Genomic DNA, 25,073 nt, shown 5'->3' with positions numbered 1-25,073 from the left:
GGAGTCGTTCGGGGTGGTCGGAGAAAGGTGTGGGCATGGACGTCGGGCTCAAGCGCGAGCTGGAGGAGAAGGTCAGGGCCGGTGAGCGCCTGACCCGTGAGGACGGCATCGCGCTGTACGAGTCGGACGACCTGGCATGGCTGGGCGGACTCGCGCACGAGGTGCGGACGCGGAAGAACGGCGACGTCGTCCACTTCAACGTCAACCGCCACCTCAACATGACCAACGTGTGCACGGCGTCCTGCGCCTACTGCTCCTTCCAGCGCAAGCCGGGCGAGAAGGACGCGTACACGATGCGCATCGAGGAGGCGGTGAAGCTCGCCAAGGCGATGGAGGGCGAGAACCTCACCGAGCTGCACATCGTCAACGGGCTGCACCCGAACCTGCCGTGGCGCTACTACCCGCGTTCGCTGCGGGAGCTCAAGGCGGCCCTCCCGGACGTCTCGCTGAAGGCGTTCACCGCGACGGAGATCCACCACTTCGAGACGATCTCGGGTCTGTCGGCCTCCGAGATCCTCGACGAGCTGATCGACGCGGGTCTGGAGTCCCTGACCGGCGGTGGCGCGGAGATCTTCGACTGGGAGGTCCGCCAGCACATCGTGGACCACCGGACCCACTGGGAGGACTGGTCGCGGATCCACCGCCTGGCGCACGAGAAGGGTCTGAAGACCCCGAGCACCATGCTGTACGGCCACATCGAGGAGCCCCGCCACCGCGTGGACCACGTGCTGCGGCTGCGGGAGCTCCAGGACGAGACCGGCGGCTTCCAGGTGTTCATCCCGCTGCGCTACCAGCACGACTTCGTGGACGTGAAGGACGGCAAGGTCAGGAACCGCCTCCAGGCGCGGACGCAGATGGCGACCGGCGCGGAGGCCCTGAAGACCTTCGCGGTCTCCCGGCTGCTCTTCGACAACGTCCCCCACGTCAAGGTCTTCTGGGTCATGCACGGTGTGCAGACCGCGCAGCTCGCGCTGCAGCACGGGGCCGACGACATGGACGGCTCGGTCGTCGAGTACAAGATCACCCACGACGCCGACAACTACGGCACCCCGAACAAGCTCACCCGTGAGGACCTGCTGGACCTGATCCGGGACGCGGGCTTCCGTCCGGTGGAGCGGAACACGCGGTACGAGATCATCCGCGAGTACGACGGTCCGGACGCGGGGCGCCGGGAGGAACCGCAGCCCATGCGGGTCTGACGGTCGCGCCCGTCCTACGTGACGCAGGTGACGCCGGAGTCGCTTGAGGCGACGGGGATGTAATGACTAGCCTCGCCTCATGCCCCTTACCTTCACCCTCGACCCGGCCGTCACCCCCGCCCTCCGCGACGGAATCCTCGACCTGTGGGCCGACGTCTCCAACGCCGGCGGAGCCGTCGGATTCGTCGCGCCGGTGGAGCCGGAGACGATCCGTCCCGAACTGGTGAAGCACTTCGCGGGCATGGCGGAGGGACGCACCCGCCTCCTCGTCGGACACGACGAGGACGGACGGGTCGCCGCCACCGCGTTCTTCAGCTTCAACACGCACCGACTGATGACCCACTGGGTGTGGCTGTACACGGTGATGGTCCACCCCCGCCACCAGGGCCGGGGCTACGGCCGCGACCTCCTCGCGGCGGCGGCCGACGCGGCCCGCGCCTTCGAGGGCATCGAGGCGATCCGGCTCACCTGCCGCGGCGGCCTCGGCCTGGAGCGCTTCTACGGCTCCTGCGGTTACAAGGAGGTCGGCCGCATCCCCGACGCCATCCGGGTCGCGCCGGGTGACGACCGGGACGACGTGATCATGCTGCTGCCGCTCGCCTGACCCGCGTCGAAGATCGGGTACCCGGCGTGCTTCACTGGAGCGTGCCCCTTTGGGGTGTTCAGGCCGTTCGATACGGATACGGAAGAGTGGATTGACATGCTCCGCTACACGCTGATGCGCCTCGGGATCTTCGTGGGCTGCCTCGTGGTCGTCTGGGGCCTCGTCTACTCCGGCCTCGCCCCGCGCGGCCTCGGCGACTCGAACGGCATGTGGATCGTCCTGCTCGCCCTGCTGCTCTCGGCCCCGATCAGCTTCGTGGTGCTGCGCAAGGAGCGCGACCGGGCCTCCGTCCAGGTCGTCCAGCGGGTCGACCGGATGAAGGCGAACCTGGAGGCGAACCGCAGCCAGGAGGACGAGGCCGCCGACCAGGCCGCCCCCTCCCAGGGACAGGCCCCGCAGACCTCCTGAGTCCAACGCCCGCCCCGCCGCGCCCGCGTGACCGTAGGCTTTGCGCATGGGTGTCGTGAAGAGCAAGCGCATGCCGCGTGCCGTGCGGGAGCAGCAGATGCTGGACGCCGCAGTGGAGATCTTCGGGCAGCGCGGGTACATGGCCGCCTCGATGGACGAGATCGCCGAACTCGCCGGTGTGTCCAAGCCGTTGGTCTATCTGTACCTGAACTCGAAGGAAGACCTCTTCACCGCGTGCATCCGCCGGGAGGCGGCCGCGCTCACCGAGGCCGTGCGCACGGGCGTGCGGACCGATCTGGCGGCTGACCGCCAGCTGTGGGACGGGCTGCTGGCGTTCTTCACGCACACCTCGCACCACCCGCACGGCTGGTCGGTGCTGCACCTCCAGGCCCGTATCCACGGTGAGGCGTTCGCCGCCGAGGTCACCGCGATGCGCGAGGAGATCGTCGCGTTCGTGACCCATCTGATCGTGGTCGCGGCCCGCGAGGCCCACCGCGACCCCGACCTGCCCGAGCGCGAGGTCGCCGGCCTCGCCGAGGCGCTCGTCGGCGCCGCCGAGTCGCTCGCCGCCTGGGCCAACGCGACCGCGGGCGTGACGGCGAGGCAGTCGGCGGCGACCCTGATGAACTTCGCGTGGGCCGGCCTCGGGAACATGATGGAGGGCCGGCCGTGGACCCTCCAGGACACCTCCTCCGACACCGCCCCGCTCCAGGTCAGCTGACAGCGCCTGCCGGGGTGTGCCCGGTGAGCGGGTGGACGCCCCCGCTCACATGCACGCGGTCCCCGCCGCACAGCTCGAACCGCTCCCCGTCCGCCGCATAGGTCACCGTCCCCGGCAGCAGCACCGGCGCCCTGAACTCGGCCCGCACCAGCACCGCCTGAGGTGTGCCGTGCGCCGCCAGACAGCGGGCCGCCGTCCACATGCCGTGCGCGATCGCTCGCGGGAAGCCGAAGAGGCGGGCGGTGAGCGGGTACAGGTGGATCGGGTTGCGGTCGCCGGACGCGGCGGCGTAACGCCGTCCGATGTCCCCTGCCAGCCGCCACTCGGCCACCCCGGGCAGCGGGCCGTGCTTCTCCTGCTCACGCTCTCCGCCGGTGTCCTCGGTGCGGTGCCGCGCCAGATAGGTGCTCACCGACTCCCATACGACGTCCGCGCCCACCCGCAGCTCGGTGACGACCGCGACCTCCGTACCGCGCCGGTGCGGCACCAACCCGTCGATGTACACGGTGAGTTCGTACTCGCCCGACGCGGTCAGCGCCCGGTACCGCGTGATCTCGATCGAGGTGTGCACCAGCCCGAGCAGCGGCAGCGGGAAGTCCCGCCGGCTCAGCAGGCTCATGGCCACCGGAAAGCCCAGCACCTGCGGATACGTCACCGGCAGCGCGTCCTCCCCGGTCGGGAACCCGCACACCCGCTCGTAGGCGGCGAGCCGCGCGAGGTCGATCCGCAGGCCGGGCAGGACGAGACGGGTCCGGGGGAAGTCCGCGGTGGCCGAGGGCCGCTTGAAAGGGGAGCGCAGGGCGCCCGCGGCCAGGACGGGGAGGAGCGAGGGGGACCGGGTGAGGACGGTGGAGGGGCGGTCCGGGGAGCCGGAGGCCGGGCCCGTGGCCCGTCCCCCCTCGCCGTACGACCCCTCGGCCTGCGTGTCGTCCGAGTGACTCGTCATCACGCCCCCAACAGGCTCTGGCCGCACACCCGTACGACCTGTCCGTTCACCGCGCCGGAGGCCGGATGGGCCAGCCAGGCCGTCGTCTCGGCCACGTCGACGGGCAGCCCGCCCTGTCCGAGGGAGTTCATCCGCCGTCCCGCCTCCCGGATGAACAGCGGGACCGCCGCGGTCATCTTCGTCTCGATGAATCCCGGGGCGACCGCGTTCACCGTGACCCCGTGCTCGGCCGCCGCCCGGGGGGCCAGGGAGCGCACCAGGCCGACGACACCGGCCTTGCTCGCGCCGTAGTTCGTCTGCCCGGTGTTCCCGGCGATCCCGGCGATGGACGCGGTGGCGACGATCCGCCCGCCCCGCCGCAGGGTGCCCGCCTTCAGCAGCGCGTCCGTCGTGCGCAGCACGCTCGCCAGATTCACGTCGAGCACCGAACTCCAGCGCTCCGCGGGCATGTTGGCGAGCCGCCGGTCCCGGGTGATGCCGGCGTTGTGGACCAGCACGTCCAGCCCGTCGGGCAGCGCCTCGGCGATCCGCGCGCCCGCGTCCGGGGCCGTGATGTCCAGCGCGAGGGCGCTGCCCCCGAGCCGCGCGGCCAGCTGTTCGGCATCCGCCGACGCCGCCGGCACATCGAGTACGACGACCCGCGCCCCGTCCCTCGCCAGCGTCTCGGCGACCGCCGCGCCGATGCCCCGCGCCCCGCCGGTCACCAGGGCCGTCCGCCCGGCGAGGGTGTGTTCCCGGTCGACGTCGGCCTCCTGGGCCCTACCGACCTCGATCACCTGGCCGCTGACGTACGCCGACCTGGGGGAGAGCAGGAACCGCAGGGTCGACTCGGCGGCGGACGCGTCGGTCAGCCGGACGAGGTTGACCGTTCTGCCTCGTCCGATCTCCTTGCCGAGCGAGCGGGTGAATCCCTCCAAGGCCTGCTGGGCGGCGGCCTGGTGGTGGTCGGCGGGGTCGAGCGGCGCGCCCAGGACGACGACCCGGCCGCTCGCGGCGACCGACCGCACGACCGGGTGCAGAGCGGCGTGCACCTCGGCGAGTCCCTCCACGTCCCGTACACCGGTGGCGTCGAGGAGGACCGCGGCGGGAGCCTCCGACGGCGCCGGGAACTCCAGACCGGACAGCTCCGACTTGCCTGCCGTGAGCAGCAGCACCCCGCCCTCGAACTCCGGGGACTCCCGCGACCACCGCCGCAGCGGCGCGGGCTGCGGAAGCCCCAGGCGGCGGGTGAGGAACCGACCCGGCGCGGTACCGGTGAAGCTCAGATAGCGGTCGGCCATGTCCATCTCCCGGGTCGGTCGCAGATTCCTTACTCTGGAGTAAGGTTACCGTAGGTAAGTCGATTTCCGTGGTGAGGAGCTGGTGGAGATGAGCCCCCTGGAGCCGCCGGTCGCCCGGCGCGTGGCGATCGTCGCGGGCACCCGCGTCCCCTTCGCCCGCTCGGACGGCCCGTACGCCACCGCCTCGAACCAGGAGATGCTCACCGCCGTCCTCGACGCCCTCGTCGAGCGCCACGGCCTCCAGGAGCCGGGCGCCGTGGGGGAGTTCGTCGCCGGTGCCGTTCTCAAGCACAGCCGCGACTTCAACCTCGCCCGCGAGACGGTCCTCGGCTCGAAGCTGGACCCGCGCACCCCGGCGTACGACATCCAGCAGGCGTGCGGGACCGGTCTCCAGGCCGTCATCGCCGCCGCCAACAAGATCGCCCTCGGCCAGACGGAGTCCGCGATCGCGGGCGGCGCGGACACCGCGAGCGACGCGCCCCTCGGCGTCAACGACGACCTGCGCCGCATCCTGCTGGAGGCCCGGCGCGCGAAGTCGGCCGGCGGCCGCCTGAAGGCGCTCGCACGCATCCGCCCCACCCACCTGGTGCCCGACATCCCGCGCAACGCCGAACCCCGCACCGGTCTGTCGATGGGCGAGCACGCCGCCGTCACCGCCCGCGCGTGGGGCGTGAGCCGAGAGGCCCAGGACGAGCTGGCGGCCACGAGTCACCAGCGGCTGGCGGCGGCGTACGAGCGGGACTTCTTCCGGGACCTGGTGGTCCCCTTCCGGGGCCTGGCCCGCGACCAGAACCTCCGCCCGGACTCCACGGCCGCGAAACTCGCCGCGCTCAAGCCGGTGTTCGGCCTCAAGGACCCCGGTCCCACCATGACGGCCGGGAACTCGACCCCGCTGACGGACGGCGCGGCGGTCGTCCTGCTGGCCTCGCAGGAGTGGGCCGAGGCGCGCGGTCTTCCGGTGCTGGCGTACCTCACGGCCTACGAGACGGCAGCCGTGGACTTCGTGCGGGGGGACGTCGCACAGGGGGAGGACGGGCTGCTCATGGCACCCGCCCACGCCGTTCCCCGGATGCTGGAGCGGGCCGGGCTCGGCATGGAGGACTTCGACCTGGTGGAGATCCACGAGGCCTTCGCCTCCCAGGTCCTCGCGACCCTCGCTGCCTGGGAGAAGCGGGGTCTCGCCCCGGTGGACCGGGACCGGCTCAACGTCGCCGGGTCCTCCCTCGCCACCGGGCATCCCTTCGCGGCGACCGGTGCGCGGATCGTGGCCACCCTCGCCCGGCTGCTGGCCGAACGGGAGGGCCCGGGCCGCGGGCTGATCTCGGTGTGCGCGGCCGGCGGGCAGGGGGTCACGGCGATTCTGGAGCGGCCGTAGGAGCCGATAGCTGACAAAGCCTCATCTTGCGGTCGAGGTTGCACAGTCCCGGCTCCGGACCATCAACGAACCCGCACAGACTCACCACTTGAGCCACTTAGGATCACCGTCCTAACCCCTGGTAACCCTTCCCGGCGCACTCGCGGGTGAACGCCCCGGTACGTCCCCTGCGTACCTCATGCAGCGGAGCGGTACCGAGCTGCACGTCCCAGGAGCTGACCATGTCCCTCTCGTACGTGTCCGGCCACGACTACGACGGCGCGCCCGTGCTCGTGGAGCCAGAGATCGTGCGGCTGGACGGTGAGGTCCGCGAGGTGTCCGTGCCGCCGCTGGTCCCGCCGGTGACCCACGGCTCGCTCGCCGACCTGCCGTTCGACAACGCGCAGGCGGCGCCGGAGCAGCGGGTGATGAGCCGCCGTACGGACGACGGCCGCTGGGTCGACCTCACGGCGGCCGAGTTCGCCCAGCAGGTGCTGGCCGTGGCGAAGGGCCTGATCAGCGAGGGCCTGATGCCGGGCGACCGGGTCGCGATCATGGCGCGTACGAGGTACGAGTGGACGCTCCTGGACTTCGCCGCCTGGGCCGCGGGCCTGGTGACGGTCCCCATCTACCCCACGTCCTCCGTCTTCCAGACCCGCTTCATCCTCCAGGACTCCGGTGCGGTCGCCCTGGTGACGGAGACGGCCGCCCAGGCCGCCGCGCTCGGTCCGGAACTCAGCCGCCTTCCCGACCTGCGCCACATGTGGATCATGGAGAAGGGTCATGTGGAGCGCCTGGGAGAGCTCGGCCAGGCCGTCCCCGAGCAGGAGATCGGCGTGCGTCGGGGCATGCTGGGCCCGGGCACGGTCGCCACCGTCGTCTACACCTCCGGCACCACCGGCCGCCCCAAGGGCTGTGTGCTCAGCCACGGCAACTTCCTCGCCGAGATCGACAACGCGATCGAACTCCTCTACCCCGTCTTCAAGTCGAAGTCGGACGAGGCGGACCTGGCGACCCTGCTCTTCCTGCCCATCTCGCACGTCTTCGGCCGCATGGTCGCCATCGCCTGCGTCCGCGCCCGGGTGCGCCTCGGTCACGCGCCGAGCCTCCAGGCCGAGGACCTGCTGGCCGACCTGGCCAGCTTCAGGCCGACCTTCCTGCTGGTGATCCCGTACATGCTGGAGAAGGTCTTCAACAACGCCCGTGCCAAGGCGGAGAGCGGCGGCCGGGTCACGGTCTTCGACCGCGCGACCAACGTCGCCGTGCGCTACGGCGAGGCGACGGAGTCCCGTCACGCCGGTACCGGCTCCGGCCCGGGCACGGCCCTGAAGGCGGCCCGCACCTTCTATGACCCGCTGGTGTACCGCCGTATCCGCAACGCCATGGGCGGCAGGATCCGGCACATCATCTCCGGCGGCTCCCCGCTCGGCCGCCGCCTCGCCGCGTTCTACGCGGGCGCGGGCATGGAGATCTACGAGGGCTACGGCCTGACCGAGTCGACGGGGGCCGCGACCTGTACCCCGCCCCTGAAGCCCCGGCTGGGCACGGTCGGCTGGCCCATCCCGGGCACCCGGGTGCGCATCGCGGCGGACGGTGAGATCCTGCTCAACGGCGGTCAGGTGTTCCGGGGTTACTGGGACCCGTTCGGCGAGGGGGTGGCCCCCGCCTCGGCCGACGGCTGGTTCCCGACCGGTGACATCGGACAGCTGGACGACGAGGGCTATCTGACGATCACGGGCCGCAAGAAGGAGATCCTGATCACCGCCGGCGGCAAGAACGTCGCCCCGGCCCCGCTGGAGAACTGGCTGCGCTCGCACCCCCTGATCTCCCAGTGCATGGTCCTCGGTGACCGCCGCCCGTACATCTCGGCCCTGATCAGCCTGGACATGGACGGCGTCAACCACTGGCGCCAGATGAACGGCAAGCATCCCGTCCCCGCGGAACTCCTCGTCGGGGACCCGGAGTTGACGCAGGTCCTGCAGCGCGCGGTGGACGAGGCGAACAAGATGGTCTCCCGCCCCGAGTCCATCCGCCGCTTCACCGTCCTGCCGACCGACTTCACCGAGGCGGCCGGCCATCTGACCCCGTCGATGAAACTGCGCCGGGAAGCGGTCATGCGCGACTTCGCGGGGGAGATCGAAGGGCTCTACGAGCGCTGAGCGCTCTCCAGGTGCAGACCTCATGGAGACGTTTGCGTTTCGCCGCAACTGTGGCCTAGGTTCGGTGTACGAAACGGTTTCGGACCGATGTGGGTGGTCCGAGCAATCCGAGCCCCATGAGGGGAGCACCATCGTGGAAGCCATTCCGGCAGCCACCGCCCAGGTCGTGCCGTCCGGCCAGTCCCAGGCCCCGTCGAAACACCGATGGTGGGCCCTGGCCGTGATCGGTCTGGCCCAGCTCATGGTCGTGCTCGACGCCACGATCGTGAACATCGCGCTGCCGTCCGCGCAGCAGGACCTGGGCTTCGACAACAACGGCCGGCAGTGGATCGTCACCGCCTACTCGCTGGCCTTCGGAAGCCTGCTGCTGCTCGGCGGCCGGCTCGCCGACCTCTTCGGCCGCAAGACGACCTTCATCATCGGCATCGTCGGCTTCGCCGCCGCCTCCGCGGTCGGCGGCGCGGCGAACGGCTTCACCATGCTGGTCGTCGCGCGCGCCGTGCAGGGCCTGTTCGGCGCCCTGCTCGCCCCGGCGGCCCTCTCCCTGCTGACCACGACGTTCACCGAACCCAAGGAACGCGCCAGGGCGTTCGGCATCTTCGGCGCCATCGCCGGTTCCGGCGCCGCGGTCGGCCTGGTCCTCGGCGGTCTGCTCACCGAGTACCTGGACTGGCGCTGGACGCTCTACGTCAACGACGTCATCGCCGTCCTCGCGCTGGTCGGCGCGGTCGTCTTCATCGGCCGTTCCGTCCCGGCCGAGCGGCCCCGCCTGGACATCCCCGGCGTGGTCCTGGTCTCCGGCGGCCTGTTCGGCATCGTCTACGGCTTCGCCAACGCGGAGACGCACGACTGGGACAACTGGATGACCTGGGGCTTCCTCGCCGCGGGTGCGGTCCTGCTGGTGGCGTTCTTCCTCTGGCAGGCGCGCGCGAAGCATCCCGTGCTGCCGCTGCGGGTCCTCGCCGACCGCGACCGTGCCGCCGCCCTGTCGACCATCCTCATCTCGTCCGCCGGGATGTTCGGCGTCTTCCTCTTCCTGACCTACTACCTCCAGTCGACGCTGGGCTATTCACCGGTCAAGAACGGCGTGGCCTTCCTGCCGATGGTGGGCGCGCTGATGGTGATGGCACAGCTGTCCACCAACTGGCTGGTCCCGAGGATCGGCCCCAAGATCGTCGTACCCCTCGGCATGCTGGTGGCCGCGGGCGGCATGGTCTGGCTGACCCGCCTCGGCCTCGACAGCGGCTACGCGGCCCACGTGCTGCCGCCGCTCCTGCTGCTCGGCGCCGGGCTCGGCATGTCGATGCCCGCCGCGATGAGCTACGCCACCCTCGGTGTCGCGGCGAACGACCAGGGCGTGGCCTCCGCGGCCCTCAACACCACCCAGCAGGTGGGCGGTTCGATCAGCACCGCGCTGCTGAACACCCTCGCCGCCACCGCCGCCACGAACTACGCCGCGGACCACCTGTCCGACCCGCTGGTCAAGGCGAACGCGGCTCTCCACAGTTACGAGGTCGCCTACTGGTGGTCGGCGGCCTTCTTCGCCGCCGGCGTGATCATCACGGCGCTGCTGTTCCGCGCGAAGACGAGGACCAAGGCGAGCGCCGAGGAGCCGGAGAGCGCGACCGAGCCCACGGTCCCGCCCACCGCTCCGGCCGCGGCGGAGCCCGTCATCACCGGCCAGGTGCGCAACGGCACGGGCGCCCCCGTACCCGGCACCGCGCTCACCCTGCTCGACGGCTCCGGCCGCCAGCTCGCCCGCGCCACCTCCCGCGAGGACGGCGGCTACGGCCTCGTCACCGCCGAGCGCGGCACCCTGGTCCTCATCGGCTCGGTGCCCGGCCACCAGCCCCAGGTGGCCACGCTGAGCGTGAACGGCACCCCCGTCACCCACGACCTGGTGATCCTCCCCAGCCCGGGCGGCCTGGCCGGCACGGTCCGCGCCGGTGACGGCGAGACCCTGCCCGGCGCCCTGGTCGTGGCCACCGACCAGCACGGAGACGTGACGGCCTCCACCACCACCGGCACGGACGGCGGTTACCGGATCGGCGACCTGCTCCCCGGCGACTACACGCTCAGCGTCAGCGCCCCCGGCCACCGTCCGGCCGCCGTAGCCGCCACGGTCTCCGCCGAGTCGACCCGCCTGGACATCGAACTGACCGTCGCGGCGACCCTGCGCGGCACGGTCCACACCCAGGACGGCCGCGCCCTGGACGACGCCCGGGTCACCCTGATCGACGCCGCCGGAAACGTCGTCGGCACCCGCACCACGAGTGTCGACGGCGGCTACGCCTTCACCGACCTCGCGAGCGAGCAGTACACGGTGATCGCCAGCGGGTACCCGCCGGTGGCCACCCAGGTCACCGTGGACGGGAGCCAGGAGCTCGACGTCCTGCTGGGGCACAAGGAGTCGTAGGAGGCACGGGAGGCGTAGGGGTCAGGTTCGGCCCCGTACGCCTCCCTCCTGCCGGCGGTAGAGGTCGCGCAGCAGGGAGATCTCGGCGCCGTGATGGATCAGCTCACGGTTGACGTGCAGGACCCTGTTCTCCATGGGAAACCGCTCGGGACCCACCGCGGGCGGGTTCTCCAGATCGGCGTCCGAGAGCTCGCGGACCCCCACGTTCCATCTCTCGTACATCGCATCGAGCTGTTTCAGCGCCTCGTCAGCGGTCCCCGCATAGGCGAATGTCTCGGAGTCGACGTCCTGGCCGCCGAAGTACCAACCGACCCGATAGCCCAGGCAGGAGACGGTGATGTGCGCCAGCCGCCAGGCGATCGTGGTCACCGGCGGCGGCACCGGGACAGCGTCGGGGGACGCGGAGTCCATCGTCCAGTCCCCCGAACCTTCCGACACCGGTGCGGCCGACGTGCCACGTGGGCGGATGCTCCAGCAGTCGCCCACCGGCTCCCAGAAGTACTCCTCATCGGCAAGACCCTCCAGCCGCGGCCGCAGGTTCTTGCGCCAGTACCAGTCCAGTTGGTCAGCGAGCCGCACGCTTCTTGTCATTTCCGGACGCCAGCAAGGGAGACGAAGGCCGACCAGGCCGTGGGGGAGAGGGTGAGGTGAGGGGCGGTGGGGTGCTTGGAGTCGCGGAGGTGGATGGTGTCGGGGGTGACGGCGACTTCCAGGCACTGGCCGCCCTCGCCGTCGCTGTAGCTCGACTTGAACCAGGTCAACTTCTCTATGGTCATCGCTCTTCCAGCATCTTCTCGATGAAGTCCAGGGACTCGTGCGGGTTGAGGGCCTGAGCTCGGATGATCCCATAGCGGGCGGCGAGGACGCGGACTTCTTCCCGGCCAGTGATCAGGCGTGGGTATCCCTGGATCTCCATGTACGCGACCTGCTCCCTTCCCTTGGGGATGAGCAGCGTGAAGGAGCCGCCCAGGCTCGGGTGTTCGGCCCGAGCGGTCGGCATCACTTGCAGCTGGACGTTCCGCATCCGCCCGAGGTCCAGCAGCCGGCGCAGCTGACCCGCGTGCACCGACGGGCCGCCGATCGGCCGTTCCAGCACGGCCTGTTCGAGGACGAAGCTGCACTCCGGCGGCGGCCACTTCTCGAAGAGCTGCTGGCGGGAGAGCCGGTCGGTGACACGCTTCTCGATGGTCTCCTCGTCGAGCGGTGGGTGCCGTTGCGTGAACACGGCCCGTGCGTAGTCCTCCGTCTGGAGCAGGCCCAGCACGCCCATGGTGCTGTAGTCGTAGAGCGAGACCGCCTCGGCCTCCAGCCCCGCGTAGTCGCGATACCACTCCGGATGCCGGGTCCGAGTCTTCGCCATCGCCTCCTCGACCTCGGGGACGACCTCCTTCAACAGCCCCCCGGCATCGAGGAGTTCGTCCGCCTTCAGCAGGACCTCCGGCCGGAGCGTCCGCACGCCCCGCTCCATCGCCGAGACCGCGTCGGGGCCGTATCCCACCAGCTCCCCGAACTCCTTCTGCGTCAGCCCCTTCCGCTCCCGCAGCAGCCTCACCATCTTGCCCAGCGCGACGAACAACCCCGTCGTGCCGTCCGCCTCCGCAGGCGTCTGCGGCCTCCGCTCGCTCACCGGCCCCACCCCTCCCGCCCGACAACCCGTACACCGAACGCACCGCATCCGTACAACTACCCGGCGTCGCCGGGTCGCACCTGGTCAGCGTAGAGACAGTCCGCCACGCTCAGTGACGTGAACGCCGAAATCTCCACCCCCACCGACGAACTGACCCAGCGTCTGAGCGCCACCCCGAGAGGCGCCCGGCTGGCCCGCAGGCTCACGGCCACCCAGCTCGCGGAGTGGGGCCATCCCCACGACACCGAGGTGAACGACACCGCGCAGCACCTCGTCGCCGAGCTCGCCGCCAACGCGGTGACCCATGGCCGCGTACCCGGAAGGGACTTCGAGCTGTGCCTCCTCCGGCTTCCGGAGAACACGCTCCGTATCGAGGTGAGCGACCCGAGGGGCGATCGCCGACTCCGGTACGTCAACGACATCGACGGAGAGAACGGCCGCGGCCTGATCCTCGTCACCCTCCTCGCCGACACCTGGGGCGTCATGGAGCGGGATGTCGGCAAGACGGTGTGGGCCGAGATGGGACTCGGGTGATGTCGCCGACGACCGACTCCGCAGGCACGCTTCGTCCGGGGGTTTTGGACACGGCGTGAGCGGAGGAATGCGGGGAAGGACGGGGAAAGTCGACAGTGATGGGGAGATGTATGCGTGAGCGGCGGCTTCATGGATGTTTCGGAACGGTGATGGGGCTTGCTCTCGCGGTGCTCACCGCCATGCTTCTCGGCAGAGCGCTGAGTGCCTGCGACGCCGGCGTCAACGGCGCGGCGAACAGCACTTTCCTCGTCGTTCTCTTCGTCCCCTCCCTCTGGAGCCTCCTGACCCTGAGTTGGGTGATGGTGGGAGTCCTCCTGGGGAGACAGGCCCTCCTTCATGCCCTCGCTCTCACGGTGGTGCTCGCCGCCGTGTGCTGGTGTGCCGTCTCCCTCTTCTGGAGCGGCGCCACGCACGAATGCCCCAGCGGCGTACCGCCGTGGTGGCCGGGCCTCCTCCCCGTTCCCGGGTTCTGAGCTGAGCTGTGGCGGGACACCCTCGCCGTTCTCCACGCCTCTTGACTTCTCAAGACCCCCGCGCGACGTTCCGGACCTCTTCGTCCGTACCAACCGCAGGGGGGACCCGACCATGAGCGTGACCCGAAGACACCTGCTGGCCGCCGGTGCCGGGGCGGCCGTCGCCGCCGGGGTGCAGCAGGGCGCGAGCGCCGCCGACTTACCGCCTCTGGGCACGTACGACGTCGTCGTCATCGGTTCCGGCGCCGCCGGTATGACCGCCGCGCTGACCGCCGCGAAGCAGGGGCTCAGCACCGTGGTGCTGGAGAAGGCGCCCACCTTCGGCGGGTCCGCCGCCCGGTCCGGGGCCGGGATCTGGATCCCCAACAACCCCGTCCTCCTCGCCGCCGGTGTCCCCGACACCCCGGCCAAGGCGGCCGCCTACCTCGCCGCCGTCGTAGGACCGGACGTCCCCGTCGCCCGGCAGCGGGCCTTCCTCACGCACGGCCCCGCGATGATCTCCTTCGTCCTGGCCAACAGCCCGTTGCGGTTCCGCTGGATGGAGGGGTACAGCGACTACTACCCCGAGCTGCCGGGCGGGCTGCCCAACGGCCGCTCCATCGAACCCGCCCAGTTCGACGGCAAGCTGCTCGGCGCCGAACTCGCCCGCCTGAACCCGCCGTACCTCGAAGTCCCCGCCGGACTGGTCGTGTTCAGCGCCGACTACAAGTGGCTCGCGCTGTCCGCCGTGAGCGTCAAGGGCGCCGCCGTCGCCGCCGAGTGCCTGGCGCGCGGCACGAAGGCGGCCCTGCTCGGCCAGACCCCGCTCACCATGGGCCAGTCGCTGGCCGCCGGGCTGCGCAAGGGGCTCCTGGACGCGGGCGTGCCGGTCCACCTCAACACCCCCCTCACCGAGCTCTACGTCGAGAACGGCACCGTCGCCGGAGCGGTGACCCCGGGCGGCCTCTACCGGGCCCGCCGGGGCGTGATCGTCGGCTCGGGCGGCTTCGAGCACAACGCGGCGATGCGGGCCCAGTACCAGCGGCAGCCCATCGGCACGGAGTGGACGGTGGGCGCGAAGGAGAACACGGGGGACGGCATCCGGGCCGGGCAGCGACTGGGCGCCGATGTCGCGCTGATGGACGACGCCTGGTGGGGTCCGGCCATCCCGCTCCCCGGCGACCCGTACTTCTGCCTCGCCGAACGCACCCTGCCCGGCGGGCTCATCGTCAACGCGGCCGGCCGGCGGTTCGTCAACGAGGCCGCCCCCTACAGCGACGTCGTCCACACCATGTACGACCGCAACCCGACCGACCCCGACATCCCGGCCTGGCTGATCGTCGACCAGAACTACCGCAACCGGTACCTCTTCAGGGACATCGCGCCCACTTTCGTCCTTCCCGACGACTGGTACGGCTCCGGAGCCGTCCACAAGGCCTGGACCTTCGACGCCCTCGCCATGTCCATCGGCGTCCCGGCCGCCGCCCTGCGCACCACCGTCGACCGCTTCAACTCCCTTGCCCTGAAGGGTGACGACCCGGACTTCGGGCGTGGTGACAGCGCCTACGACCACTACTACACGGACCCGTCCGTCCTCCCGAACTCCTGCCTGGCCCCGCTCTGGCTCCCCCCGTACTACGCCTTCCGGCTCGTCCCGGGAGACCTGGGCACCAAGGGCGGCCTGGTGACCGACGCCCGCGCCCGGGTCCTGCGGCCCGACGGCTCCGTCGTCCCCGGCCTGTACGCCGCCGGGAACGCCAGCGCGGCCGTCATGGGCCACAGTTACGCGGGCGCGGGCTCGACGATCGGCCCCGCGATGACCTTCGGGTACGTCGCGGCCCGGGATCTCGCCGGGGTGCTCTAGGGGCGGCGGACGATCAGGGCGGCCTGCCGGGTCGTCTCGTTGGCGTGGGGTTCGCGCACCGTCCGGGACACGGGTGCGAATCCGGCCGCCGTCAGCAGCTCACCCATGTGCTCCGGCTGCCGCCGCAGGAAGTCCAGGGTCACCGGGTGCCCCCAGGGGTTCTCGTGGCGGCGGGGCTCGTCGCCGATCTGGAAGGCGAGGAGCAGATGGCCGCCGGGGGCCAGGACCCGCCGGAACTCGGCGAAGAGGGCGGGGAGTTCGTCCACAGGGGTGTGGATGGAGGAGTACCAGGACACCACGCCCGCGAGCGCGCCGTCGGGCAGGTCGAGCTCCAGCATCGAGCCCTGCTCGAACCGCAGCCCCGGGTTCTCCCGGCGCGCGATCGCCAGCATCGACTCCGAGAGGTCGAGGCCGAAGACGGACAGGCCGAGGGAGGCGAGGTGGGCGGTGACCCGCCCGGGTCCGCAGCCCAGATCGGCCACGGGCTCGCCCTGGCCGACGAGGTCGGCGAACGCGGCGAACACCGCCCGGTCCAGTGGCTTGCCGGCGATCTCGTCGGTGAAGCGCTCGGCGTAGTCCTCGGCGACGGCGTCGTAGAAGGTGCGGGTGGCGGTCACGAAGTCGGCTGTGGTCATGGCCGGGGACCCTAGTGACCCCCACTGACACTCACGCGACTCCGGCCGCCCGCAGGACGGCGGTCACGGCCGCCGCTCCCAGCACCACCACCACGAACGGCGCCCTGCGCCACGCCAGCACGGCCCCCACCAGGACCCCGGCAGGCCGTGCCCACCCCGCGAAACCGCCGCCCTCCGTCAGCGCCCCCGTCGCCAGCAGCGCCACCAGGAGGACCACGGCACCCGCGCTCAGCAACTCCTGCACACGCGGCGGCAGTTCCACCCGCCCGTGCAGCACCGGCCCGACCAGCCGCAACGCGTACGTCCCGACCGCCAGCGCCAGGATCATGGCGACCGTCGCGTTCACGCCGGCCTCCTGTCGCCGTGCAGGACCAGCCCGGCCAGCGCCACCAGCACCGGCACCCCCGCCGGGACGGCCGGTGTCACGGCCAGCGCCAGCGCGGCGCCGAGCAGCGCGGACCGCCGGGTCGCGGGGGAGTCGCGCAGCGCGGGCAGCACCAGCGCGACGAGCACGGCGGGGAAGGCCGCGTCCAGGCCGTAGGTGGCGGTGTCGCCCAGCGCGCCCCCGGCGAGGGCCCCGGCCAGGACGCCGAGGTTCCACACGGCGAACAGGCCGAGCCCGGAGATCCAGAAGGCCGCCCGGCGCCGGGCCGGATCCGGCTGGGCGAGCGCGAAGGCCACCGTCTCGTCGGTGACCAGATGGGCGCCGAGGAGACGGGCGAGCCGGCCCCGGCCGAGGAGGTCGGCGACGGCGAGACTGAAGGCCGCGGTCCGGGTGTTGAGCAGCAGGCCGGTGGCCGCCGCGGCGACCGGACCGCCCCCGGCCAGCAGGACGCCGACCGCGCTGAACTGGGCGGAGCCCGCGTACACGAGCAGGGACATCACCACCGGTACCCACACCGGCAGGCCGCCGGTGACGGAGATCGCGCCGAAGGAGACGCCCACGACCCCGCTCGCCAGCCAGACGAGCGCACTGTCCCGGACCAAGGCTGTTCGCTCTGCCGTACGCATGTTCACTACAGTGGACGGCAGGAGTTGTGTTCGTCAAGGCGAACGATCGTACCGATGGAGCGAACATTATGCCCGAACGCCCCCTGGACTGGATCGCCGCCGCGCTCCGCCGCGAACGCACGCGTGCCGGTCTCTCGCTCTCCGAGCTGGCCAAGCGTGCCGGAATCGCCAAGTCCACGCTGTCCCAGCTGGAGGCCGCGAGCGGCAACCCGAGCGTGGAGACGCTGTGGGCGCTGGGGGTCGCGCTCGGGGTGCCGTTCAGTGCGCTGGTGGAGCCGCCGGTGTCGTCCGTGCAGGTGGTCAGGGCGGGGGAGGGGCCGACCGTGGCCTCGGAGCGGGCCGATTACGCGGCCACCCTGCTCTCCGCCAGTCCGCCCGGTGTGCGCCGGGACATCTACCACCTGAGGGCCGAGCCGGGGGCGGTACGGGAATCGGAACCGCACATTCCGGGATCCGTGGAACACCTGGTCGTGAGCACGGGGAGGGTGAAGGCCGGACCGGCCGGGGAGGAGGTCGAGCTGGATCCCGGCGACTACATGACGTATCGCGGAGATGTGGCCCATTCCTACGAGGCGCTCGCCCCCGGCACGACGTTCGTGCTCGTCATGCAGCACATGTGAGGACGGGTGCGGGAAAGGCAGGAGCCCCGCTGCCGTGCGGCGCGGGGCTCCTTGGGTACTGCATTCAGGTCCGGATCAGAGGCTGGAGCGCCTATGAGACGGGATCACTATGAGACGGGATCGCTCAGACGGGGGTGACGTTCTCCGCCTGCGGGCCCTTGGGGCCCTGGGTCACGTCGAAGGAGACCTGCTGGTTCTCCTCCAGCGAACGGAAGCCGCTCGCGTTGATCGCGGAGTAGTGGACGAAGACGTCGGGGCCGCCGCCCTCCTGGGCGATGAAGCCAAAGCCCTTTTCGGCGTTGAACCACTTCACGGTTCCGGTAGCCATAAGCCCTCCTTGGGCCCAAAAGGGTTGCCCTGCTCCAGAACCTGCAAGTGTGAAAACAGTGCCGCACAACTGCATTCTTCTGAAAACGACTAGAGCCCGCGGTTACATGCTCCGCAGGCTCTGTACTGCAAGGGAAACCAAACTGCAACTTGCGGCGAGCCTAGCACGCGGGCAGCCGAAAGCAATAGAGGCCAAGATCACGTCACTCGGATGTTTGAAGATCGAGGAGCGGTTGACCCTGGGGCCGGAGTCCGAAGCGTACCCCAAGGGGTCTAGTGTCGCGATGTGGACAATTCTCGCACCCGGCCGCGCGTCGGCCACATCCAGTTCCTGAACTGCCTGCCCCTGTACTGGGGGCTCGCGAGGACGGGCACGCTCCTCGACTTCGAGCTCACGAAGGACACCCCGGAGAAGCTCAGCGAGAAGCTGGTGCAGGGAGATCTCGACATCGGGCCCATCACCCTGGTCGAGTTCCTCAAGAACGCGGACGACCTGGTCGCCTTCCCCGACATCGCCGTCGGCTGCGACGGCCCGGTCATGTCCTGCGTCATCGTCTCGCAGGTCCCGCTGGACGAGCTGGACGGCGCCAGGGTGGCCCTCGGGTCGACCTCGCGCACCTCGGTCCGTCTCGCCCAGCTCCTCCTCGCCGAGCGCTACGGCGTCCGGCCCGAGTACTACACCTGCCCGCCCGACCTCAGCCTGATGATGCAGGAGGCCGAGGCGGCCGTACTCATCGGGGACGCGGCGCTGCGGGCGAACCTCCTCGACGGGCCGCGCTTCGGCCTGCAGGTCCATGACCTCGGCTCGCTCTGGAAGGAGTGGACCGGGCTGCCGTTCGTCTTCGCGGTGTGGGCCGCCCGCCGGGACTACCTCGAACGCGAGCCGGTCATCACCCGCAAGGTCCACGAGGCCTTCCTCGCCTCCCGGAACCTCTCCCTGGAGGAGGTCGGCAAGGTCGCCGAACAGGCGGCTCGCTGGGAGGCCTTCGACGAGGAGGTCCTGGAGAAGTACTTCACGACGCTGGACTTCCGGTTCGGCGCCCCGCAGTTGGCGGCGGTCACGGAGTTCGCGCGAAGGGTGGGGCCCACAACGGGTTTCCCCGGGGACGTGAAGGTGGAACTGCTTCAGCCCTAACCTGCATCTGAACTTCTGGGGCCTTACGGGGGAGGCAGCATGCAGCCGCTCGGAGTCGACGAGCCCACCACCGTGGGCCCCTACCGGCTGCTCGGCCGCCTGGGCTCCGGTGGCATGGGCCGGGTCTATCTCGGGCGCAGTGCCGGCGGCCGCACGGTCGCGGTCAAGATCGTGCACCCGCACTTCGCGCTCGACGAGGAGTTCCGCGCCCGCTTCCGGCGCGAGGTGGACGCGGCGCGCAGAGTGGGCGGTGCCTGGACCGCGCCGGTCCTCGACGCCGACCCCGAGGCGGCCGTGCCCTGGGTCGCCACCGGGTACGCGGCCGGCCCTTCCCTGACCTCGGCGGTCACGGACGGCGGCCCGCTGCCCGAGCATTCCGTACGGGTCCTGGGCGCGGGCCTGGCCGAGGCCCTCACCGCCGTGCACGAACTGGGGCTCGTCCACCGGGACGTGAAGCCCTCCAACGTCCTGCTCACCGTCGACGGTCCCCTCCTCATCGACTTCGGCATCGCCCGCGCCACCGACGGCACCGCGTCCCTCACCTCCACCGGCGTCTCGATCGGCTCGCCCGGCTACATGTCCCCCGAGCAGATCCTGAGCAGGACGGTGTCGGGCGCGGCGGACGTCTTCTCGCTCGGCGCGGTCCTGGCGTACGCGGCCACCGGCGCACCGCCCTTCCCGGGGGACTCCTCGGCCTCCCTCCTCTACAAGGTCGTCCACGAGGAGCCCGAACTCGGACCGCTGAGCGGCGAGTTGCGGGACGTCGTGGAGGCATGCCTGGTCAAGTCGGCATCGGAACGGCCGACTCCGGGCGAGGTGGCCCGGCGGCTGGCTCCGCAGGGCGCGGCGCGGCTGGTGGCGGCGGGGTGGCTGCCGGGGGCGCTGGTCGAGCAGGTGGGGCGGAGCGCCGTACAGCTGCTGAATCTTGAGGCGGTGGGGGAGCAGACCTCGGGGCCGGTGGGGTTCAGCAGTCCTTCCGTGGGCGGGGGTTCGGCGGGGGCGGTCGGCGCCTTCGGACCGCCGCCGGTGATGCCGGCGGTGTCGCCGGGGGCGCCTCCGGCTGCCGCGGCCGGACCCCCGGCGTATCCGGTCACGCCACCGACGCCCCTCGGTACTCCCTCCGGGCTCTCCGGACCCTCCGTGCCCGAGCCCCGGGACGCGGTGCCGGGTGAGACGGTCGTGCCCGCCGACAAGCGGCCCGGGCGGCTCTCCGTCTCCGTGGCCGCCGGCTCCGTCCCCGGCGACGGCGGACGGGGACGTCGGCTGAGCTGCACCGTGGCCCTCGCGGTCGCGGGAGCGCTGGCCGCGGTGACCGTGGGCTCGGTGTTCCTGTTCGACCTGCTGCCGGGGAAGGACCAGGACGACTCGGCCGGCTCCGCGTCCGGCAACGACGCGTACTCCTCGGCCCCCTCCTCCGTACCGTCGGCCTCCCTGCCGTCGGCGTCCTCCCCGGTCTCCCCGTCGCTGTCGGGCGAGGCGTCGGGCGAGCCGTCGAGCGGACCGGCCGGACCGGCCGAGGTCCCCGCCCGCTATCTCGGCACGTGGGAGGGCCAGGGCACGGGTCTCGGCGGGAGCCTGCCGATGGGGACCTTCCGGATCACCGTCAAGAAGGCGGGCGTCGGCGAGGAGTTGGGCCGTCTCCGGCAGACCGACGCGATCGGCGCGGTCTGCACCGACGTGCTCACCCTGAAGAAGGTCACGGACACGGAACTGGTCACCACGGCCGTGGGCGCCGAGGACAACCACGCCGGCTGCAACCCCACCGCCCACACCGTCCGTCTGGCCAGGGTGGGCGACGACCTGAAGTACACCTCGGAGAGCGAGGCCGAGGGATACCCCGAGGCACGGATGTCGAAGGTCGGGCGGTGACGCGGCTGCTCGTCGTCCTGGCCGCGGTGTGGGGAGCGGCGGCGGGCGCCCTGTTGCCGCGCGCGGCCTACCGCTTCTCCGTCCCGTCCGGAGAGCCGTGGCGCGGGACCTGCCCCGAGGGGCACCCGCTGAGCGGCTGGCTGGGGCGGGCGAGATGCGGGAACTGCGGCCCTGGGCAGTCGTACGGTCGCGGCGCCCCGCTCCTGTCCGCCGTCACCGCCCTGCTGTGCGCCGCCCTCGCCGCCGCCACCGGCACCCGCCCGGAGATCGCCGTCTGGCTGCTGCTCGCCCCCGTGGGTGTGCTGCTCGCCGTGGTCGACCTGCGCGTACGACGCCTGCCCGACCCGCTCACCCTCCCCCTCGCGGCCGCCGCGCTCGCGCTGCTCGGGGTCGTCTCCTTCGTGCCGGAGCACACCGGGAGCTGGCCGCACGCCCTGTACGGAGCCCTCGCCCTCGGCGTCGGCTACTGGGTGCTGTGGCGCGTCAACCCCGGCGGCATGGGCTTCGGCGACGTGAAGCTGGCGCTCGGGGCGGGGGCGGTCCTCGGCTGGTACGGCTGGGACACCGTGCTGCTGGGCACCTTCGCGGGCTTCCTGCTCGGCGCGCTGTACGGCGGTGCCCTGGTCCTGGTGGGCAGGGCGGGGCGCAGGACGGCGATCCCGTTCGGGCCGTTCCTGCTCACGGGGGCGTACGCGGGGCTGCTGATCGGTGCGTACGCGGCCTGACATCCGGCTTGTCACAGGGCTGGCGTAGGCTGGCCCAGACCGCCCGAACCCTTGACGAAAGGCACGCCCCGGTGACCGAGAAGGCCGACCTTCAGTCCGTCCTCGACCGTGCCGCCGAAGGTGGGCGTATCACTCCGGAGGAGGCGCTCGACCTCTACCGCGACGCCCCGCTGCACGCGCTGGGCTCCGCCGCGGACGCGGTGCGCCGCCGCCGGTACGCGGGCACGGAGCACATCGCGACGTACATCATCGAGCGGAACATCAACTACACGAACGTGTGCGTCACGGCGTGCAAGTTCTGCGCCTTCTACGCCCCGCCCACCGCCAAGGACAAGGGCTGGACCCGCGACCTCGACGACATCCTGCGCCGCTGCGCGGAGACCGTCGAGCTCGGCGGCACGCAGATCATGTTCCAGGGCGGCCACCACCCGGACTACGGCGTGGAGTACTACGAGAAGCACTTCGCCGCCATCAAGAAGGAGTTCCCCCAGCTGGTGATCCACTCGCTGGGCGCGTCCGAGGTCGAGCACATGGCCCGGATCTCCAAGGTGAGCGTGGAGGAGGCCATCCAGCGCATCCACGCGGCCGGCCTCGACTCCTTCGCGGGCGCCGGTGCCGAGATGCTCCCCGAGCGCCCCCGCAAGGCCATCGCACCGCTCAAGGAGTCCGGCGAGCGCTGGCTGGAGATCATGGAGACCGCGCACAACCTGGGGGTGGAGTCCACCTCCACCATGCTCATGGGCACCGGCGAGACCAACGCCGAGCGCATCGAGCACCTGCGCATGATCCGTGACGTACAGGACCGCACCGGGGGCTTCCGGGCGTTCATCCCGTACCTCTACCAGCCGATGAACAACCACCTGAAGGGCCGCACCCAGGCCACGATCTTCGAGTACCTGCGGATGATCGCGATCTCCCGGCTCTTCATGGACAACATCGCCCACATCCAGGGCTCCTGGCTGACCACCGGCCAGGACGCGGGCCAGCTGACCCTGCACTACGGCGCGGACGACCTCGGCTCGGTCATGCTGGAGGAGAACGTCGTCTCGGCGGCCGGTGCCAAGCACCGCTCCAACCTCCAGGAAATGATCGACATGATCCGTACGGCGGGACGGGTCCCGGCCCAGCGCGCCACGACGTACGAGCACCTCGTCGTCCACGACGACCCGGCCAACGACCCGGTCGACGCGCGCGTCCAGTCCCACATCTCCTCCACGGCGATCGAGGGCGGCACGGCACACCCCGAGCTGAAGATCCTCGCGTCGAACTAGGCCTGTCTTGCTGACGATCCACACCGCCGACCTGGTGGTCTTCGGGGACGGACGGCCGTCCCTGCCCGGTGGCGCGGTACTGGTCGAGGGGCGGCGGATCGCGGCCGTGGAGGCGTACGAGGACCTGGCGGCCGCCCGTCCGACGGCACGGGTGCGCCGCTGGCCGGGACGTCTCACCCCCGGCCTGCTGAACCCGCACGGCCCGGAGGTGCTGGAGCAGTCCTACCACCCGGACCCCCGAGAGGACTTGGGCACCGAGCCCCTCACGGGCGAGGCCCTGTCGGCCCTGGACATGACCGACACGAGATGGGGCGCGAGCGCGAGGCGGGGCGTTCAGCGACTGCTCGCGCAGGGCACGGTGGCGGTGGCGGGCCCCTTGCACCGCCCCACGGTGATCGACGCCGTACACAGGTCGGGCCTGAAGATCCAGAACGGCTCCACGCAGGCGGCCCGACCCCCGTTGCTCCCCGGCGCGGACGCGACATTCGCGATCTTCGACGCGACGGAATGCGTGGCCACGGTGATCAACGGCCGCTTGCTGCACAGGCGCAGGTAGAGGATTGCAGGCTTTTGCCGGCGCGGGCTGTATCGATGTGAGCCGCACCCGACACTCAACCCCCCAACGCCTCCCCGAACGCCCCCGAACTCTGGGAAACCCCACTGCAATTGGTCAGCGGGTCATCCTCGTCGGAATCTCCCGACGCACACCGCTGATCCCGGAACGTCGACCACATCGACACCCACGCCACCTCCTTCGACTCGGCGAACTCCCGTACCTGCGCCGCGTCGGACAACGTGAACGTCTCCCCGTCCACGTCATTCGTCCCGATCATCGAGGTGAGCGCCAGGGCGCGCCACGCGGTGGAGTCGGACGTGCCGAAGACCGACTTCAACTGCGCTTGCGCCGCCTTCGCGGAAGTGATCGCGTAATTGCCCATGTCCCCGTCGTACGACTCCCCGTAGTTCATCGTCATGATGTTGACCGTCGACACCTGAACCGACGTGTCGTTCGCGGACTCCAGCAACGCCACACTGTCGTCGTCGAGCCCCGACGGCATCACGGGAAGCGTGAACGAGACGCGCAGACCGCTCCGTTGCTTCTGGAGCAACGCGATCGCCTCGGACCGCAGGTCCACCGAGTCCGCGTCGGTCAGCGCGTCCCCCTCGATGTCGAAGTCGGCCAGGGAGGAGCCCGCCGCGTCCAGCGCCTTCCCGTAGGCCGCGGCCAGCTTCGCCGCACTGGAGCAGGTCTCGGCCAGCTCCTTGCCGGACGCCCCGCCGAAGGACACCCGTACCTCGGCCCCGTCCTCGGTCAGCGCGCCGATCCGGGACGTGACCGACGCGTCGTTGACGGCGGACGTGCCGTTCCAGGACGGCGTGCAGTCGCTGCCGTCGGCGATCACGAACGCGAGGTTGTACACCGAGGGCGAGCCCGCGGAGTCGTTGTCGGAGGCCTCGGTCGCGCTGACGTAGGGCGCGTACGACGTGACCGACGCCGACGGTGCCGTGCTGCTCCGCTGCGGAGCCTTCGCGTCCGAGGTGCCGTCCGATTCAGCGGAACACCCCGCCGTGGCCAGGGCGAACAGACAAGTGAGCCCGGCCACCGGCTTCAGGAAACTCCGCATGTCGCATGTACCCGCTCTCGTGATCCCCATTTCCGGAGAGCGAATGTCTCACACCCGCCTGAGGTTCATGAGGACAGTCTTTGAACAGCTCCCCCACAGACGAGACGGGTGGTAAAGAACGAACCGGTCACGCAAGGCGGGCATTCGGCCCCCTTCACCCTTCGGAGGCTCGCGCAGGATTTCCGGGGATCTCTCAGGAAACGGACAGCATAAGAGGTTTCTCATATGCACCTCACACGAACGCCAAATGTGGACACATAAAGACTGCCTAACGTCTGGCGAATGCATTCC

26 protein-coding genes are annotated in these 25,073 nt (G+C 71.0%); 16 read left to right on the top strand and 10 right to left on the bottom strand.

Features of this window, described 5'->3' with window-relative positions:
- Nucleotides 1-35 precede the first annotated feature (35 nt).
- From mqnE to AQI94_RS11765, 4 genes are all read left to right on the top strand, one after another.
- Nucleotides 36-1,199 carry an aminofutalosine synthase MqnE gene (gene mqnE / locus AQI94_RS11780; protein ID WP_031057951.1) on the top strand — a complete coding sequence of 388 codons (1,164 nt, stop codon included), beginning with the start codon at nucleotides 36-38 and terminating at the stop codon, nucleotides 1,197-1,199.
- 79 nt (nucleotides 1,200-1,278) lie between these two features.
- A complete protein-coding gene (locus tag AQI94_RS11775; protein ID WP_031057950.1) occupies nucleotides 1,279-1,803 on the top strand; it encodes a GNAT family N-acetyltransferase in 525 nt (174 codons plus the stop codon).
- Nucleotides 1,804-1,899: 96 nt separating this feature from the next.
- Nucleotides 1,900-2,211 carry a DUF4229 domain-containing protein gene (locus AQI94_RS11770; RefSeq protein WP_031057948.1) on the top strand — a complete coding sequence of 104 codons (312 nt, stop codon included), beginning with the start codon at nucleotides 1,900-1,902 and terminating at the stop codon, nucleotides 2,209-2,211.
- A 46-nt stretch (nucleotides 2,212-2,257) separates the two neighbouring features.
- Nucleotides 2,258-2,932: a TetR/AcrR family transcriptional regulator gene (locus AQI94_RS11765; protein WP_037945169.1), complete on the top strand. Its 675-nt coding sequence runs from the start codon at nucleotides 2,258-2,260 to the stop codon at nucleotides 2,930-2,932.
- On the opposite strand, the gene AQI94_RS11760 is transcribed toward AQI94_RS11765, so the two are convergent.
- Nucleotides 2,925-3,878 carry a MaoC family dehydratase gene (locus tag AQI94_RS11760; RefSeq protein ID WP_031057942.1) on the bottom strand — a complete coding sequence of 318 codons (954 nt, stop codon included), beginning with the start codon at nucleotides 3,876-3,878 and terminating at the stop codon, nucleotides 2,925-2,927. The two genes, AQI94_RS11765 and AQI94_RS11760, sit on opposite strands and share 8 nt — an antisense overlap.
- Entirely contained in the window at nucleotides 3,878-5,158 is a 1,281-nt protein-coding gene (locus tag AQI94_RS11755) for a 3-oxoacyl-ACP reductase (protein WP_031057939.1), read from the bottom strand. Before AQI94_RS11755 ends, AQI94_RS11760 begins: the two co-directional genes overlap by 1 nt.
- An 88-nt stretch (nucleotides 5,159-5,246) precedes the next feature.
- On the opposite strand from AQI94_RS11755, the gene AQI94_RS11750 reads away from it, so the two are divergent.
- From AQI94_RS11750 to AQI94_RS11740, 3 genes are all read left to right on the top strand, one after another.
- Complete coding sequence (locus AQI94_RS11750; RefSeq protein ID WP_031057937.1) at nucleotides 5,247-6,533, top strand: acetyl-CoA C-acetyltransferase; 1,287 nt, start codon at nucleotides 5,247-5,249, stop codon at nucleotides 6,531-6,533.
- 221 nt (nucleotides 6,534-6,754) lie between these two features.
- Nucleotides 6,755-8,671 (top strand): AMP-dependent synthetase/ligase, encoded by a 1,917-nt coding sequence (locus tag AQI94_RS11745; protein ID WP_062229711.1) that lies wholly within the window; start codon nucleotides 6,755-6,757, stop codon nucleotides 8,669-8,671.
- Between the two features lie 133 nt (nucleotides 8,672-8,804).
- A complete protein-coding gene (locus tag AQI94_RS11740; RefSeq protein WP_031057930.1) occupies nucleotides 8,805-11,087 on the top strand; it encodes an MFS transporter in 2,283 nt (760 codons plus the stop codon).
- 21 nt (nucleotides 11,088-11,108) lie between these two features.
- On the opposite strand, the gene AQI94_RS11735 is transcribed toward AQI94_RS11740, so the two are convergent.
- The 3 genes from AQI94_RS11735 to AQI94_RS11725 are packed head-to-tail and all read right to left on the bottom strand — an operon-like array spanning nucleotide 11,109 to nucleotide 12,762.
- Nucleotides 11,109-11,678: a DinB family protein gene (locus AQI94_RS11735; protein ID WP_031057927.1), complete on the bottom strand. Its 570-nt coding sequence runs from the start codon at nucleotides 11,676-11,678 to the stop codon at nucleotides 11,109-11,111.
- Nucleotides 11,675-11,863 carry a DUF397 domain-containing protein gene (locus AQI94_RS11730; protein ID WP_031057925.1) on the bottom strand — a complete coding sequence of 63 codons (189 nt, stop codon included), beginning with the start codon at nucleotides 11,861-11,863 and terminating at the stop codon, nucleotides 11,675-11,677. The genes AQI94_RS11735 and AQI94_RS11730 overlap by 4 nt, the downstream gene beginning before the upstream one ends.
- Complete coding sequence (locus AQI94_RS11725) at nucleotides 11,860-12,762, bottom strand: helix-turn-helix domain-containing protein (RefSeq protein WP_037945165.1); 903 nt, start codon at nucleotides 12,760-12,762, stop codon at nucleotides 11,860-11,862. The genes AQI94_RS11730 and AQI94_RS11725 overlap by 4 nt, the downstream gene beginning before the upstream one ends.
- A 69-nt stretch (nucleotides 12,763-12,831) precedes the next feature.
- Here AQI94_RS11725 and AQI94_RS11720 point away from each other — a divergent pair, with 69 nt between their 5' ends.
- The 3 genes from AQI94_RS11720 (at nucleotide 12,832) to kstD (ending at nucleotide 15,564) form a co-directional block, all read left to right on the top strand.
- Nucleotides 12,832-13,248, top strand: a complete 417-nt coding sequence (locus AQI94_RS11720; protein ID WP_031057918.1) for an ATP-binding protein — start codon at nucleotides 12,832-12,834, stop codon at nucleotides 13,246-13,248.
- Between the two features lie 149 nt (nucleotides 13,249-13,397).
- The gene (locus AQI94_RS11715) at nucleotides 13,398-13,721 is read left to right on the top strand and encodes a hypothetical protein (RefSeq protein ID WP_031057916.1); all 324 of its coding nucleotides are present in this window, start codon (nucleotides 13,398-13,400) and stop codon (nucleotides 13,719-13,721) included.
- A gap of 112 nt (nucleotides 13,722-13,833) precedes the next feature.
- The gene (kstD, locus tag AQI94_RS11710) at nucleotides 13,834-15,564 is read left to right on the top strand and encodes a 3-oxosteroid 1-dehydrogenase (protein WP_031057913.1); all 1,731 of its coding nucleotides are present in this window, start codon (nucleotides 13,834-13,836) and stop codon (nucleotides 15,562-15,564) included.
- On the opposite strand, the gene AQI94_RS11705 is transcribed toward kstD, so the two are convergent.
- The 3 genes from AQI94_RS11705 to AQI94_RS11695 are packed head-to-tail and all read right to left on the bottom strand — an operon-like array spanning nucleotide 15,561 to nucleotide 17,210.
- On the bottom strand, nucleotides 15,561-16,199 hold the full coding sequence (locus AQI94_RS11705; protein WP_031057910.1) for a class I SAM-dependent methyltransferase: 639 nt from the start codon (nucleotides 16,197-16,199) through the stop codon (nucleotides 15,561-15,563). The genes kstD and AQI94_RS11705 overlap by 4 nt on opposite strands.
- 31 nt (nucleotides 16,200-16,230) lie before the next feature.
- Entirely contained in the window at nucleotides 16,231-16,527 is a 297-nt protein-coding gene (locus tag AQI94_RS11700; RefSeq protein WP_391267149.1) for an AzlD domain-containing protein, read from the bottom strand.
- A 14-nt stretch (nucleotides 16,528-16,541) separates the two neighbouring features.
- On the bottom strand, nucleotides 16,542-17,210 hold the full coding sequence (locus AQI94_RS11695) for an AzlC family ABC transporter permease (protein WP_062229721.1): 669 nt from the start codon (nucleotides 17,208-17,210) through the stop codon (nucleotides 16,542-16,544).
- A gap of 68 nt (nucleotides 17,211-17,278) precedes the next feature.
- Between AQI94_RS11695 and AQI94_RS11690 the strand changes: the two genes are divergently transcribed.
- Nucleotides 17,279-17,830, top strand: a complete 552-nt coding sequence (locus AQI94_RS11690; protein ID WP_051832588.1) for a helix-turn-helix domain-containing protein — start codon at nucleotides 17,279-17,281, stop codon at nucleotides 17,828-17,830.
- Between the two features lie 124 nt (nucleotides 17,831-17,954).
- Here the strand turns inward: AQI94_RS11690 and AQI94_RS11685 are convergent, their stop codons facing one another.
- Nucleotides 17,955-18,158, bottom strand: a complete 204-nt coding sequence (locus AQI94_RS11685; RefSeq protein WP_003992177.1) for a cold-shock protein — start codon at nucleotides 18,156-18,158, stop codon at nucleotides 17,955-17,957.
- Between the two features lie 285 nt (nucleotides 18,159-18,443).
- Here AQI94_RS11685 and AQI94_RS11680 point away from each other — a divergent pair, with 285 nt between their 5' ends.
- The 5 genes from AQI94_RS11680 (at nucleotide 18,444) to AQI94_RS11660 (ending at nucleotide 23,713) form a co-directional block, all read left to right on the top strand.
- Complete coding sequence (locus AQI94_RS11680; protein WP_031053058.1) at nucleotides 18,444-19,292, top strand: menaquinone biosynthetic enzyme MqnA/MqnD family protein; 849 nt, start codon at nucleotides 18,444-18,446, stop codon at nucleotides 19,290-19,292.
- 39 nt (nucleotides 19,293-19,331) lie between these two features.
- Nucleotides 19,332-21,161 carry a serine/threonine-protein kinase gene (locus AQI94_RS11675; RefSeq protein WP_062229710.1) on the top strand — a complete coding sequence of 610 codons (1,830 nt, stop codon included), beginning with the start codon at nucleotides 19,332-19,334 and terminating at the stop codon, nucleotides 21,159-21,161.
- A complete protein-coding gene (locus AQI94_RS11670; protein ID WP_031056797.1) occupies nucleotides 21,158-21,886 on the top strand; it encodes a prepilin peptidase in 729 nt (242 codons plus the stop codon). Before AQI94_RS11675 ends, AQI94_RS11670 begins: the two co-directional genes overlap by 4 nt.
- A 71-nt stretch (nucleotides 21,887-21,957) precedes the next feature.
- A complete protein-coding gene (gene mqnC, locus AQI94_RS11665) occupies nucleotides 21,958-23,157 on the top strand; it encodes a cyclic dehypoxanthinyl futalosine synthase (RefSeq protein ID WP_031056800.1) in 1,200 nt (399 codons plus the stop codon).
- Between the two features lie 7 nt (nucleotides 23,158-23,164).
- Nucleotides 23,165-23,713: an amidohydrolase family protein gene (locus AQI94_RS11660; RefSeq protein WP_031056803.1), complete on the top strand. Its 549-nt coding sequence runs from the start codon at nucleotides 23,165-23,167 to the stop codon at nucleotides 23,711-23,713.
- Between the two features lie 55 nt (nucleotides 23,714-23,768).
- On the opposite strand, the gene AQI94_RS11655 is transcribed toward AQI94_RS11660, so the two are convergent.
- A complete protein-coding gene (locus AQI94_RS11655; protein WP_031056806.1) occupies nucleotides 23,769-24,782 on the bottom strand; it encodes a chitinase in 1,014 nt (337 codons plus the stop codon).
- Nucleotides 24,783-25,073: the final 291 nt, after the last annotated feature.

Source organism: Streptomyces pseudovenezuelae, assembly GCF_001513955.1.
Lineage (GTDB): Bacteria > Actinomycetota > Actinomycetes > Streptomycetales > Streptomycetaceae > Streptomyces > Streptomyces pseudovenezuelae.
This window is presented reverse-complemented; position numbering and strand designations above follow the sequence as displayed.